The following is a 12,858-nucleotide window of genomic DNA, read 5'->3' on the forward strand; positions in this document are numbered from 1 at the left end:
AGTTGCGAATGGATAGGCATATGAAATTTTCTATGTTCATGTTTTTAGGTGTAGTTCTAATCATATTAGCAGCGTGTACTACAAAATCAGTAGAGCAAGTAGCGGTAAAAGATGTACCTAAAGAGGGGTATATCATATTAAGAAATGACACGGTGTTTTTGGCCGATGATAAAACGTTTGAAACAAAAGTAGAGTTACAAAATTATATAGAACAACAAATGAATAAAGAACATCCATCACATACGGTTTTAAGTTTTAAGGATAAAAGCGCATATAATCAATTAAAAACAGGGGATAAAATAAAAGTATGGTCTTCTCAAATGCTTGAAAGCTATCCAGCAAAAATGATTGTGGAGAAATTTGAAATAGTAGAGAAATAAAAAAGGCAGCACTCACGCTGCCTTTTTCTTATTTCACAAATTGTAATTCTTTCGGGAATTTCGTTAAAATTTCTGATCCGTCTTTTGTGATATAAATATCATCTTCAATACGAACACCACCTACGTTTGGTACGTAAATACCTGGTTCGATTGTGAAGACCATACCTTCTTTTAATGGAGATTCGTTGCCAGCTTTTACATCTGGATATTCATGTACGCTAATTCCAAGTCCGTGACCAAGACGGTGTGGGAAGAAGTCGCCGTAACCTGCATCTGCGATAACAGAACGAGCAGCGTTGTCGATTGCACCAAGTGTAACACCTGGTTTACATGCTTCAACTGCTTGTAGTTGTCCAGCAAGTACAGTGTTGTAAATACGAGTTTGTTCTTCAGAAATCTCGCCGAATGCTACTGTACGTGTAATGTCAGAGCAATAGCCATCAATGATTACGCCTAAATCAAATAGTACGAAATCGCCGTGTTTCATTTTGTTTGCACCTGGAATACCGTGTGGAAGAGCAGAGTTTGCACCAGCTAATACCATCGTATCAAATGACATTTTATGTATGCCTTTTGTTTTTAATTCGTGTTCAATAATTGCTAATACTTCTAGCTCGCTACGATCTTCTTTAATTGCATTTACACCAACTTCAACAGCATAGTCTGCCATTTTAGCTGCTTCGCGTAAAATAGAAAGTTCTTTTTCATCTTTAATTAAACGAAGTTCACGAACTTTTTCCTCAGCTGATTTGAAAGCTGCATTTGGGAATAGTTTTGTTAGTTCTTCGTAGCGTTCTACGTTTAGATGTTCTTTTTCAATTGCAACTGCGTTTGCATTGATGCCGCGGTCTTTAATTGCTTTTGCAATCATATCCCATGGTCTGTCAGTATCAGTAAATCCGATAATTTCATGTGCCCAGCCAGCGTTACGTGCTTGGCCTTCTTCCATTTTAGGGCAAATTAAAATAGGTTCTTTTTCTTGGAATACAAACATACCAAGAAGTCTTTCGTGTGGTTCACAGTGGAAGTTTGTCATGTAGAAGACGTTTGGTGTAGAAGTTAAGAACGCAGCTTCTACGTTTTTTTCTTTTAGCCATTGCATTAAATTTTCTAATCTAGCATTCATCGATTGGCACCCCCGAGATATTTAATTACAAATATAACTTTAACTCGGAAGAAAGCGTTATGACAAGTAAATAGATGTTAGAAAAGACAGGGAATTGAAAAATCATGTAGAATAAAAAGTGAGAATGTGAATAGGGGAGGAATGTAAGAATGAAAGTATCTTATCATGGGCATTCAGTTGTAAAGATTGAAACGAATGGAAAAGTGATTTTAATTGATCCATTTTTAACGGGAAATCCGAAAACAGATTTAAAGGCTGAAGATGTAAAAGTAGATGCGATTCTTTTATCGCATGGACATGGTGATCATGTTGGAGATACAGTAGAGCTTGCGAAGAAAAATAATGCAGTTGTAGTGGCGCCATTTGAACTAGCGACATTTTTAAGTTGGCAAGGTGTAAAAACACATCCGATGCATATTGGTGGTTCACATGAATTTGACTTCGGAAAAGTGAAGTTTACACAAGCATTCCACGGCTCTAGTTATATTGATGAAGAAAATAAGACGATTACATATACAGGTATGCCAGCGGGTATTTTATTTACAGCAGAAGAAAAAACTGTGTATCATGCAGGGGATACTGCTCTATTCTCTGATATGAAATTAATTGGGGAGCTAAATAACATTGATGTAGCATTTTTACCAATTGGTGATAATTTCACAATGGGACCAGAAGATGCTGTTTTAGCAGCAAAATGGGTTCAGGCGAAAACTGTTGTACCGATGCATTACAATACGTTCCCAGTAATTGAACAAGATCCATATCAATTTGTAGAAAAGCTACACAATTGTACAGGGAAAGTATTAGAAGCTGGAGAAAGTATTACACTATAGAAAAGAAACCCTTCATTTGAAAAGACAAGTGAAGGGTTTTTTACGTGTGTAGGACAGCTTTTAAAGGTTGTACTTGTTTTGATGATTCTTTTCTTTTTGGAAGTGGCTGTTCAGGTGTTTCATTCAATTCCATTGCAACTTTTTTCCCGTCTACGAAAGCTAAAAATACAGCACCTACAACTTCTAATAATTTTTTCATCATGTATCCGCTCCTTTGTTTCATTTCTTGTCTTCATTGTATATGGAAGCGGCTGGACAAACTATCGAACGAGATGACAATACCATTACATTGTTGTAATAGAAGAAGTGGTGTAATGTAAGGCGTATTTTGTTATAAAAAAAATAGTACAGATATACAAAGAGAGAGTGTAACAGTTTTGAAAATATAGTATACTAAAAATACAACACATGAAGAATTTAGGGAAAAGAAAGTATGGTGAAACCATTTGGCTACCAAGCATAACCAAATTTTAGAACACATTAATAGCCTACCAGTAGGGCATAAAATTTCTGTAAGGCAAATTGCAAAAGATTTGAGTGTAAGTGAAGGGACAGCTTACCGTGCAATTAAAGATGCAGAAAATAAAGGGTATGTTAGTACGATTGAACGTGTCGGAACAATTCGAATTGAACAAAAGAAGAAAGAGAATATTGAAAAGCTGACATATGCAGAAGTCGTTAACATTGTCGATGGTCAAGTACTTGGAGGCAGAGAAGGACTACATAAAACGTTAAATAAATTCGTAATCGGGGCAATGAAATTAGAAGCGATGATGCGCTATACAGAAGCTGGAAACTTACTTATTGTCGGTAATCGTACGAACGCACATCAATTAGCGTTAGAAACTGGGGCTGCGGTGTTAATTACGGGCGGATTTGATACGGAAGATCATGTGAAGAAATTAGCAGATGAATTAAAACTGCCGATTATTTCAAGTAGTTACGATACATTTACAGTGGCAACGTTAATTAACCGTGCGATTTACGATCAGCTTATTAAGAAAGAAATTGTACTCGTTGAAGATATTTTAACACCAATTGAAGAAACGTTATATTTAAAGCCAGATGATACAGTGCAGCAATGGCATGCATATAACGAAGAGACGATGCATGGAAGATATCCAATTGTTGATGAAAATAAAAAGGTATTAGGTATTGTAACTTCAAAAGATATGATCGGTGTAGCGAAAGAAACACCAATTGATAAAGTGATGACAAAGCATCCAATTACGGTAAATGGAAAAATGTCTGTCGCAGCTGCGGCACGTATGATGGTGTGGGAAGGTATTGAGTTACTTCCTGTTGTTGATGAAGGAAATAAGTTGCAAGGTATTATTAGTCGTCAAGATGTGCTTCAGGCGTTGCAAATGATTCAGCGTCAACCGCAAGTCGGCGAAACAATCGATGATATTGTAACGAATCAATTTATGACGCCGAAAGAAGCGAAAAATGAGCATCTATATCAATTTTCAGTGACACCACAAATGACGAATTCAATCGGAACGCTATCTTACGGTGTATTCGCAACGATTGTGACGGAAGCAACAAATCGCGTTATTCGTGCGCAAAAGAAGAGTGATTTAATTGTTGAGAACTTAACAATTTATTTCGTAAAACCAGTTCAAATTGACAATGTTGTATCCGTTCATCCGAAAGTATTAGAAATTGGACGTAAATTTGGTAAGGTTGATGTAGAAGTACATCATGAAGGTAATGTTGTTGGGAAAGCATTACTTATGGTGCAATTGATCGATAAATAAAAAGATGGAGCAAGCCGCTTTGGTTTGTTCCATTTTTTTAAGAAGATACAGTAGGGCGTTTTAAAATTTAGTTATCAACTGAATCTATTATGTTTTGAATTGCAAAAGAAAAAGTTAAATTACGTTCTGTTTCATATTTATGAATAGAAGCGTGTAATCATTTGCAGATGCTTGAACAATAATTGTGGAGGTGTCGAATGGGAGTCATATTTTTCTTTTTAGGTTTCATATTTGTAATTACTGTTCATGTGATAACTCATAGAATAATGGATTTAAGTAAAAAGAAATTGTATGTAATAAGTTTGATTTTCGCTATTATTTGTTCCTTTATCCCTACAACTGGAGAAAATAAGAGCGATTTTCTTTACTTTGGTGTACCAGCTGAAACATTTGTTTATTATGGCGGATGGGAATTTTTATTTAATCCATTAGGTTTTTTCTTTAACTTTATTTTGTTTTATTGGATTTTGAAGCTATTACTTAAGTTCGGTCAGAGTTTTGGGAGAGAAGTAGAAAAATAGCAGGATATGTATCGGTACGGAGAGACAATTGTTTAACAAAAAAACAGAATATTAATTCATTTGAATTTTAGACTATGGTATAATTGTATTGTAAGAAAATGGATTCTGGGAAGGTGGTATACAACATGTCATCAGAAGTTCTCTTTTTTGGTGGTATTGCACTATTTTACTTCCTTGTGATGATACCGATTCAATATTTATACTTACAAGGTTTACATGAAAAAAAGAAAAAAACAGGATTATCTCAGCGAGAGCTATATGAAAAAATGTCTTTTGGGGAAGAACAATTACATCTCCATGTGCAAGGCAATCCATTCAATATTCCTTCTGCGTTTGTCGCATATATGATTTTAAAAGTTAGAGGACGTAAAAAAGCATCACAATGTTGATGCTTTTTTACGTTGTTTCATAGACTTCGGCTTCTTCAACTGCTAATGGTAAGAAATGTTTGTATTGGCGAAATCCATTAAAGGCACTTGCGCTGCCAAATAGAACGAATAAGATACCAACGATAATACGAGCGGTTGAAAGTTCTAAAAAGAATTGGTTTATCCCGAAGAATAAGACGAATGAACCGAGTGCCATTGCGGATTTTCCTGAGAGCCAACCTTTCTCCATTGGGCGGTTTGTACGAAAGTATTTTGTTTTGTAGAAGAGGTACAACATAAATGAGACGATAATACAGAAGACTAATACTGGCATCATGCACACTCCCATCGCTTTATGAAAAATAATAGTGGAGAAAAAAGAAATATCTAAACTTTCTAACTTCTATTATAAAGCAATTGTTCGCATGTATGAAATACTTTCCGTTATAATGGAGGATAAAGTGAGACTTTTACTAGTGCGGGGATGTTTCCGTGCGCTAATGATTAGCACCCATTCACTGGGCTTTTACTGCACGTTGAAGTGAAGAAGTTGAATAAAAAGGAGATTATACATATGCATGAGCAAATTTTAGGAGCAATTAAAGAGTTTAATACAATTATTATTCATCGCCATGTACGTCCGGATCCAGATGCGTTAGGTTCACAGGGCGGTCTTAGTACAATTCTACAAGAATCGTTTCCAGAGAAAAATATTTATACGGTTGGGTACAATGAACCGTCATTAGCATATTTACGAGTAATGGATGATATTGAAGATAGTGTATACGAAAATGCGCTTGTTATCGTTTGTGATACAGCAAACCAAGAACGTGTTGACGATCAACGCTATACAAAAGGGAAGATGTTAATCAAAATTGATCATCATCCAAATGAAGATCCATACGGAGATATTACATGGGTAGATACGACAGCAAGTTCTACAAGCGAAATGATTTATGAGTTTTATAATTATGGAAAAGATAAAGGATTACAAATAACAAAAGAAGCAGCTCGTCTTATTTTAGCGGGTATTGTTGGGGATACAGGTCGTTTCTTATTCCCAAATACAACAGCGAAAACACTTCGTTACGTAAGTGAGCTTGTTGACATGGGTGTGAAATTCACAGATTTATACAATGAAATGTATAAAACAAAAGAAAAGATCGCTCGTTTAAATGGTTATATTTTACAAAACTTTACGATGGTAGAAGAAGGAGCAGCTTACATTAAATTAACGAAAGAAGTATTAGAAGAATTTGATGTACTTCCTTCTGAGGCATCCGGCGTTGTTGGAGCACTTGGTAATATTGATGGATTAAAGGCATGGGTTCTATTTTTAGAGGAAGACGATGTGATTCGTGTTCGCCTTCGTTCAAAAGGACCAGTTATAAATAAATTAGCAATGCAATATAACGGCGGAGGACATCCGATGGCTTCAGGTGCAAAAGCATCTTCTTGGGAAGAAGCGGATCGTCTATTTGCTGATTTACGTGAGATTTGTAAATAAGAAAGTATATGTTAGAACGAAAAGAAGGAGTGGCGCTAAAGCCCTCCTTCTTTATTTTTCTTTCTCTATCGTAATGCTAATTTCAAGCACAGTATCAAAAGATATTGTATCGACTTTAAAACGGTATAGCCGATCGTAATGTTTGTACGTCTTGTTTTCGATTACCTTTTTGAGTAGGTCTTTATTTTTTGCGATACTTTGTATGTTTTTCGTTAAAAGATGCTGAAGGTCATTATGGATAGATGTAGTCATATTTTCGAGTGTAAGACTGTCTAAATCGTATTTTTCTCGATTTATAAGTTTTATTTTAATCTCTTGAATGGTTAAGAGCCGTTTATTTTCAGTATTCAATTTTTCTTGATCTTCGAGAAGGACGTGGAGCTTTGCTTCTTGTTTTTCTATAATTTCTCTTTGTTCTGCTATTTTACTAGCTTGTTCTTCTTGAAAAACACCGTATATGTACAAAAAAATAAACCAGCTCAACACGCCTCCAACAGCAGCGCCAGCTAAAACTAAATACCATCTTTTTGCTGTATTGGCACTTGGTACTCTCATACATGCTCCTGCGTTAGCCATTTAATAATAATAAGACCAGTTTGCATACCACCCGTTGCGAAAAAAATAAGGAGAATTTGTTTTACGATATCTTTCATATCCCCGCCAAAGAAACTTCTTTCAAAACTATAAAAAGTATCAAATGTTCCGCCAATCGCTGCAACGAGTGCCCAAATTCTTAAATTTTGGGCGAATTGATTAATGTAAGTTAGAGTTGGTTTTCCGATAAGAAACGCACCAAATCCACCAATTAATGAACCACCAAGTATAACCCCAAAGGCAATAAAATAACTAATAATAAGCAGAGAGAAAAAAGTATGTTCTCTTACATCCATCGTCATTCCCCTTTCTTCTTCATATATATGGACAAAGTATAAGAAGTATGTTTTGATTTCCGCTTTCCTCTTCACCTATAATAAAAGTAGTCAAATAGGTAAAGAGAGGGTACAACAGTGAAGTTTGTGCATTTACAATGTCAAACCGTTTTTAGTTTATTAAAAAGTGCTTGTAAAATTGATGAGCTTGTAGTTAGGGCGAAGGAGCTCGGTTATTCATCACTAGCTATTACGGATGAAAATGTTATGTATGGCGTTATTCCGTTTTATAAAGCATGTAAGAAACATGGTATACAGCCTATTATCGGCTTAACAGCCTCTATTTTTAGTGAAGAAGAAGAAAAGTCTTATCCGCTTGTCTTACTTGCTGAAAATGAAATAGGTTATCAAAATTTATTAAAAATTTCTAGTAGCATTATGACGAAGTCAAAAGAAGGTATTCCTAAGAAGTGGCTTGCCCATTATGCGAAAGGATTAATTGCCATTTCACCAGGTAAAGATGGGGAAATTGAACAATTATTATTAGAAGACAAAGAGAGTCAGGCTGAAGAAGTAGCTCGCATGTATCAAAATATGTTCGGTAATTTTTATATGAGTTTACAGCACCATGCGATTCAAGATGAATTGCTTCTGCAAGAGAAATTACCTGAATTTACGAGTAGGATAAATATCCCAGTCGTTGCAACAAACGATGTACGCTACATCAATCAAAGTGACGCACTTGTTCATGAATGCTTATTATCTGTTGAAAGTGGAACGAAAATGACGGATCCAGATAGGCCGAGGCTGAAAACAGATCAATATTATTTAAAATCATCAGATGAAATGGAAGCACTATTTTCTCACGTAGAAGAAGCGATTTATAACACAGTAGAAATTGCAGAACGTTGCAGAGTAGAAATACCGTTTCATGTAAATCAATTACCGAAATTCCCTGTTCCAGCTAACGAGACGAATGATATGTATTTACGCCGCGTTTGTGAAGAAGGATTGCAGAAACGTTATGGTACGCCGAAAGAAGTACATATAAAGCGTTTGAATCATGAATTAAATGTGATTTCTAGTATGGGGTTTAGTGATTATTTCCTCATCGTCTGGGATTTTATGAAGTACGCGCATGAAAATCATATTTTAACAGGACCAGGTCGAGGATCGGCGGCTGGCTCACTCGTTTCTTACGTATTAGAAATTACAGATATTGATCCAATTGAATACGATCTATTATTTGAAAGATTTTTAAACCCTGAACGTGTGACACTTCCAGATATTGATATCGATTTTCCAGATATAAGACGTGATGAGATGATTCGATATGTGAAAGATAAATATGGTCAGCTTCGTGTTGCTCAAATTGTAACGTTCGGGACGCTGGCAGCGAAAGCAGCAATTAGAGATATTGCGCGTGTAATGGGACTTCCGCCGCGAGATATTGATATATTCTCAAAACTTATTCCATCAAAGCTTGGTATAACGTTAAAAGATGCATATGAGGAATCGCAATCACTCCGTGAGTTTATACAAGGAAACCTTCTGCATGAGCGTGTGTTTGAAATTGCGAAACGTGTAGAAGGCTTACCACGTCATACGTCTATTCATGCAGCTGGCGTTATTATGAGCCAAGAGCCATTAACAGGAAGTGTTGCCATTCAAGAAGGGCATAACGATGTGTATGTTACGCAATACCCAGCTGATGCATTAGAAGAACTTGGCTTGCTCAAGATGGACTTTTTAGGACTACGTAATTTAACGTTACTTGAAAATATTATAAAGTTTATCGTGAAAAAAACAGGGAAAGAAATTGATATAAGAAATTTACCACTTCAAGATGAAAAGACGTTCCAATTGTTAGGTAGAGGGGATACAACAGGTGTATTCCAGCTTGAATCAGGTGGTATGCGAAATGTACTTCGCGGGTTAAAGCCGAATGAATTTGAAGATATTGTCGCTGTTAACTCTTTATATAGACCAGGACCGATGGAACAAATTCCAACCTTTATTGAATCAAAGCATGGAAAAAGAAAAATTGAATATTTACATCCGGACTTAAAACCGATTTTAGAAAGAACATACGGTGTAATTGTATACCAAGAACAAATTATGCAAATTGCGTCGAAGTTGGCGGGCTTCTCGCTCGGAGAAGCAGATTTATTACGCCGTGCAGTGAGTAAAAAAAATCGTGATATTTTAGACCAGGAACGTAAGCATTTTGTGCAAGGTTGTTTACAAAATGGTTATGACGAGACATCTGCAGAGAAAATTTACGACTTAATTGTAAGATTCGCGAATTACGGTTTTAACCGAAGTCATGCTGTAGCCTACAGTATGATTGGATATCAGCTTGCCTACTTAAAAGCGAATTATACGCTGGAATTTATGACAGCACTATTATCAAGTGCAATTGGAAATGAAGATAAGATTGTGCAGTATATACGAGAAACAAAGCGGAAAGGTTTTCATGTTTTGCCACCATCTCTTCAGAGAAGTGGTTACAATTTCCAAATAGAAGGAAATGCGATACGTTACAGCTTACTTTCCATTCGAAACATTGGAATGGCTACAGTGACAGCATTAATCGAAGAACGAGAGAAAAAAATGTTTGAAGATTTATTTGAATTTTGTCTGCGCATGCCATCAAAGTTTGTAACAGAGCGAAATTTAGAGGCGTTCGTCTGGTCTGGATGTTTTGACGATTTTGGTGTTTCGAGAACGAATTTATGGAAAAGTCTTAAAGGAGCGTTAGAGTATGCCAATCTTGCACGTGATTTAGGAGATGCTGTTCCAAAATCAAAATACGTACAAGGAGAAGAGCTCTCTTTTATTGAACAGTTAAATAAAGAGAAGGAAGTACTAGGTTTTTATTTATCAAGCTATCCGACAGCGCAGTATGTGAAGTTAGCGAAAGAATTAGAAATTCCATCTCTCGCTCAGGCGATGCGACATAAGAAAAAAGTACAAAGAGCTATCGTGTATATAACAAGTGTGAGAGTGATTCGTACGAAAAAGTTGCAAAAGATGGCGTTTATTACATTTTGTGATCAAAATGATGAAATGGAAGCAGTTCTTTTCCCCGAAACGTATATACATTTCTCAGATAAGTTACAAGAAGGAGCAATTGTTTTAGTTGACGGCATGATTGAGCTTAGAAATCATAAGTTGCAATGGATTGTAAATGGACTATATCCATTAGAAGAAATGGATGTGTATGAAGAAAAGAAAGATGCGTCTGTTTACGTGAAATTGCCGTCTCAATATGAGAAAAAGCTTTTAAATCAGGTTACTAAAATATTGTTTGACTATTCGGGTTTTGCGAAAGTACTAATTTATTATGAAAAGGAACATAAAATGGTACAATTATCTCGAAGTTTATCGATTCATCCAAGTGAAGAATGTTTAGGAGCACTTCGTGAAATTGTCGGGGAAGAAAATGTGGTTGTGAAAATATAATGGACAATTTCCCTACACTTCGATTATTATAGTAGTAGTGTTCGTGGTCAGACCACTTGGAGAAATTGATATCAGCAAGAATAATTTGAGGAGAGTGGATAGTTTGTCAACACTTCGTGAAGAAGCACTTCACATGCATAAAGTGCATCAAGGAAAATTAGAAACTGTATCAAAAGTAAAAGTAGAAAATGCAAAAGATTTAAGTCTTGCATATTCTCCAGGGGTTGCAGAACCTTGTAAAGAAATTTATGACGATAAAAGTAAGGTATATGAATATACGATGAAGGGAAATATGGTAGCAGTTGTGACTGATGGAACGGCTGTACTTGGTCTTGGTAACATCGGACCTGAAGCATCTCTTCCAGTAATGGAAGGTAAAGCTGTATTATTCAAGAGCTTTGCTGGTGTAGATGCATTCCCAATTGCCTTAAATACAAACGATGTAGATAAAATTGTTGAAACTGTAAAATTAATGGAGCCAACTTTTGGCGGCGTTAACTTAGAGGATATCGCAGCACCAAACTGCTTCATTATTGAAGAACGTTTGAAAAAAGAAACAAATATTCCTATCTTCCATGATGATCAACACGGAACAGCTATCGTAACAGTAGCGGGTCTTGTGAACGCGCTAAAACTAGTTGGAAAGAAAATGTCTGACATTAAAGTTGTCGCAAATGGCGCAGGTGCAGCAGGTATTGCAATTATTAAACTTTTATATCGCTATGGTGTACGCGACATTATTATGTGTGACCGTAAAGGGGCAATCTATGATGGTCGTCCTGCAGGTATGAATCCGGTGAAGGATGAAGTTGCAAAATATACAAATAAGAATCGTATCGAAGGTTCTTTAGCTGATGTTGTACAAGGTGCGGACGTATTTATTGGTGTATCTGCAGAAGGTGCATTAACAGAAGAAATGGTTCGTACAATGAATGACGATGCAATTATTTTTGCGATGGCGAATCCAGTTCCAGAAATTATGCCAGAATTGGCAAAAGCAGCGGGCGCAGCTGTTGTTGGAACGGGTCGTTCTGACTTCGCAAACCAAGTAAATAATGTACTAGCGTTCCCTGGTATTTTCCGCGGTGCACTTGACGTACATGCGACACAAATTAATGAAGAAATGAAGATGGCAGCTGTACAGGCTATTGCTGAGCTTGTAGCAGAAGATGAGTTAAATGCAGACTATATCATTCCAGCACCGTTTGACGCGCGTGTAGCGCCTCAAGTAGCAGCTTACGTTGCGAAAGCTGCAATGGAGACAGGAGTGGCTCGCCGTCAAGTAGATCCAAATGAAGTTGCTGAGAAAACAAAACAATTAGCGCTGATTGGTAAAGAATAAGCGAGGAATTTCCATTGACATCATCAAATACAAAAGTATATCTCGAAATTGTAAAAAAAATCCGTTCCATTATGGAAGAGGATGGATTGGTAGCGGGGGATCGCCTGCCGTCTGAGCGTGAGTTAAGTTCACGTTTAAATGTAGGGCGTTCCTCTGTAAGAGAAGCGTTGCGTGCTTTAGAACTTGTAGGATTAATTGAAACGAGACGTGGTGAAGGGACATTTATTCGGAACTTTTACGATAACGGTCTTGTACAATTGATTGCTCCGTTCTTGTTGCAAGATGAGAAAACAATTCGTGATTTATTACAAACAAAACGATTGCTTGAGAAAGATATGATTCGAATTGTATGTAATTTACCGAAAGAAACGTTTTCTAAAGTACTAAGTAAATTACATCAAGTGCTTGAAGGAAATGAAAACTCAATTCCATTGCTTCATCAAACGTTCTTTAAAACACTTATTGAACAAGTCGATAATTATTTACTATATCGCATTTGGATGATCGTAAATGATTACGTATCAACGCTTTCTTGTAAAGTTTCAGGAGATTCTATCGATATGTATAGAAAGCTTTACGCTACTTTGGAAGAAAAACAAGAAAATGATGCACTAAAAATTTACGATGAATTAGTAGAGAATATACAGTTTCACTCGTAATGTATAAAATTTGTCGAAATGACCATGA

General features: G+C 36.2%; 14 protein-coding genes. 9 read left to right on the plus strand and 5 right to left on the minus strand.

Annotated features, from left to right (window positions below; all coding sequences use genetic code 11):
* Positions 1-8: 8 nt before the first annotated feature.
* The gene (locus AC2CGR_RS15015) at positions 9-380 is read left to right on the plus strand and encodes a DUF3221 domain-containing protein (protein ID WP_087968399.1); all 372 of its coding nucleotides are present in this window, start codon (positions 9-11) and stop codon (positions 378-380) included.
* A gap of 28 nt (positions 381-408) precedes the next feature.
* Here AC2CGR_RS15015 and pepQ read toward each other — a convergent pair whose 3' ends face one another.
* Positions 409-1,506, minus strand: coding sequence for a Xaa-Pro dipeptidase (gene pepQ / locus AC2CGR_RS15020; protein WP_484480971.1), 1,098 nt, complete (start codon positions 1,504-1,506; stop codon positions 409-411).
* Positions 1,507-1,655: 149 nt separating this feature from the next.
* Between pepQ and AC2CGR_RS15025 the strand changes: the two genes are divergently transcribed.
* The gene (locus tag AC2CGR_RS15025) at positions 1,656-2,339 is read left to right on the plus strand and encodes a metal-dependent hydrolase (protein WP_131100818.1); all 684 of its coding nucleotides are present in this window, start codon (positions 1,656-1,658) and stop codon (positions 2,337-2,339) included.
* 40 nt (positions 2,340-2,379) lie between these two features.
* Here AC2CGR_RS15025 and AC2CGR_RS15030 read toward each other — a convergent pair whose 3' ends face one another.
* A complete protein-coding gene (locus AC2CGR_RS15030; RefSeq protein ID WP_000976301.1) occupies positions 2,380-2,541 on the minus strand; it encodes a hypothetical protein in 162 nt (53 codons plus the stop codon).
* A 244-nt stretch (positions 2,542-2,785) separates the two neighbouring features.
* Here AC2CGR_RS15030 and AC2CGR_RS15035 point away from each other — a divergent pair, with 244 nt between their 5' ends.
* The 3 genes from AC2CGR_RS15035 to AC2CGR_RS15045 all read left to right on the plus strand — a co-directional run bounded on the left by AC2CGR_RS15035 (position 2,786) and on the right by AC2CGR_RS15045 (position 5,009).
* Positions 2,786-4,099 (plus strand): CBS domain-containing protein, encoded by a 1,314-nt coding sequence (locus tag AC2CGR_RS15035; RefSeq protein ID WP_000201583.1) that lies wholly within the window; start codon positions 2,786-2,788, stop codon positions 4,097-4,099.
* A 197-nt stretch (positions 4,100-4,296) separates the two neighbouring features.
* On the plus strand, positions 4,297-4,620 hold the full coding sequence (locus AC2CGR_RS15040) for a hypothetical protein (RefSeq protein ID WP_087968401.1): 324 nt from the start codon (positions 4,297-4,299) through the stop codon (positions 4,618-4,620).
* Positions 4,621-4,745: 125 nt separating this feature from the next.
* Complete coding sequence (locus AC2CGR_RS15045) at positions 4,746-5,009, plus strand: DUF3949 domain-containing protein (protein WP_073542583.1); 264 nt, start codon at positions 4,746-4,748, stop codon at positions 5,007-5,009.
* 7 nt (positions 5,010-5,016) lie between these two features.
* Here the strand turns inward: AC2CGR_RS15045 and AC2CGR_RS15050 are convergent, their stop codons facing one another.
* Positions 5,017-5,322 (minus strand): YtpI family protein, encoded by a 306-nt coding sequence (locus AC2CGR_RS15050; RefSeq protein WP_001144763.1) that lies wholly within the window; start codon positions 5,320-5,322, stop codon positions 5,017-5,019.
* 240 nt (positions 5,323-5,562) lie between these two features.
* On the opposite strand from AC2CGR_RS15050, the gene AC2CGR_RS15055 reads away from it, so the two are divergent.
* Positions 5,563-6,495, plus strand: coding sequence for a DHH family phosphoesterase (locus AC2CGR_RS15055; protein ID WP_087968403.1), 933 nt, complete (start codon positions 5,563-5,565; stop codon positions 6,493-6,495).
* A gap of 51 nt (positions 6,496-6,546) precedes the next feature.
* Here AC2CGR_RS15055 and ytrI read toward each other — a convergent pair whose 3' ends face one another.
* The gene (ytrI, locus tag AC2CGR_RS15060) at positions 6,547-7,050 is read right to left on the minus strand and encodes a sporulation membrane protein YtrI (protein WP_087968404.1); all 504 of its coding nucleotides are present in this window, start codon (positions 7,048-7,050) and stop codon (positions 6,547-6,549) included.
* On the minus strand, positions 7,047-7,460 hold the full coding sequence (locus AC2CGR_RS15065) for a YtrH family sporulation protein (protein WP_002003648.1): 414 nt from the start codon (positions 7,458-7,460) through the stop codon (positions 7,047-7,049). Before AC2CGR_RS15065 ends, ytrI begins: the two co-directional genes overlap by 4 nt.
* A gap of 42 nt (positions 7,461-7,502) precedes the next feature.
* On the opposite strand from AC2CGR_RS15065, the gene dnaE reads away from it, so the two are divergent.
* The 3 genes from dnaE (at position 7,503) to AC2CGR_RS15080 (ending at position 12,830) form a co-directional block, all read left to right on the plus strand.
* The gene (gene dnaE / locus AC2CGR_RS15070; protein ID WP_087968405.1) at positions 7,503-10,829 is read left to right on the plus strand and encodes a DNA polymerase III subunit alpha; all 3,327 of its coding nucleotides are present in this window, start codon (positions 7,503-7,505) and stop codon (positions 10,827-10,829) included.
* Between the two features lie 133 nt (positions 10,830-10,962).
* Entirely contained in the window at positions 10,963-12,171 is a 1,209-nt protein-coding gene (gene ystJ, locus AC2CGR_RS15075; RefSeq protein ID WP_484481074.1) for an NADP-dependent malic enzyme, read from the plus strand.
* Between the two features lie 14 nt (positions 12,172-12,185).
* Positions 12,186-12,830, plus strand: a complete 645-nt coding sequence (locus AC2CGR_RS15080; protein WP_087968406.1) for a FadR/GntR family transcriptional regulator — start codon at positions 12,186-12,188, stop codon at positions 12,828-12,830.
* Positions 12,831-12,858 lie beyond the last annotated feature (28 nt).

Source organism: Bacillus sp. LSHTCR4 (assembly GCF_057197025.1).

Bases quoted from the DNA above. Each gene is read 5' to 3' on its own strand.
- pepQ (WP_484480971.1), bottom strand. From the start codon at position 1,506: ATGAATGCTAGATTAGAAAATTTAATGCAATGGCTAAAAGAAAAAAAC.
- AC2CGR_RS15050 (WP_001144763.1), bottom strand. From the start codon at position 5,322: ATGCCAGTATTAGTCTTCTGTATTATCGTCTCATTTATGTTGTACCTC.
- AC2CGR_RS15040 (WP_087968401.1), top strand. From the start codon at position 4,297: ATGGGAGTCATATTTTTCTTTTTAGGTTTCATATTTGTAATTACTGTT.
- ystJ (WP_484481074.1), top strand. From the start codon at position 10,963: ATGCATAAAGTGCATCAAGGAAAATTAGAAACTGTATCAAAAGTAAAA.
- AC2CGR_RS15045 (WP_073542583.1), top strand. From the start codon at position 4,746: ATGTCATCAGAAGTTCTCTTTTTTGGTGGTATTGCACTATTTTACTTC.
- AC2CGR_RS15030 (WP_000976301.1), bottom strand. From the start codon at position 2,541: ATGATGAAAAAATTATTAGAAGTTGTAGGTGCTGTATTTTTAGCTTTC.
- AC2CGR_RS15015 (WP_087968399.1), top strand. From the start codon at position 9: ATGGATAGGCATATGAAATTTTCTATGTTCATGTTTTTAGGTGTAGTT.
- AC2CGR_RS15055 (WP_087968403.1), top strand. From the start codon at position 5,563: ATGCATGAGCAAATTTTAGGAGCAATTAAAGAGTTTAATACAATTATT.
- AC2CGR_RS15025 (WP_131100818.1), top strand. From the start codon at position 1,656: ATGAAAGTATCTTATCATGGGCATTCAGTTGTAAAGATTGAAACGAAT.
- ytrI (WP_087968404.1), bottom strand. From the start codon at position 7,050: ATGAGAGTACCAAGTGCCAATACAGCAAAAAGATGGTATTTAGTTTTA.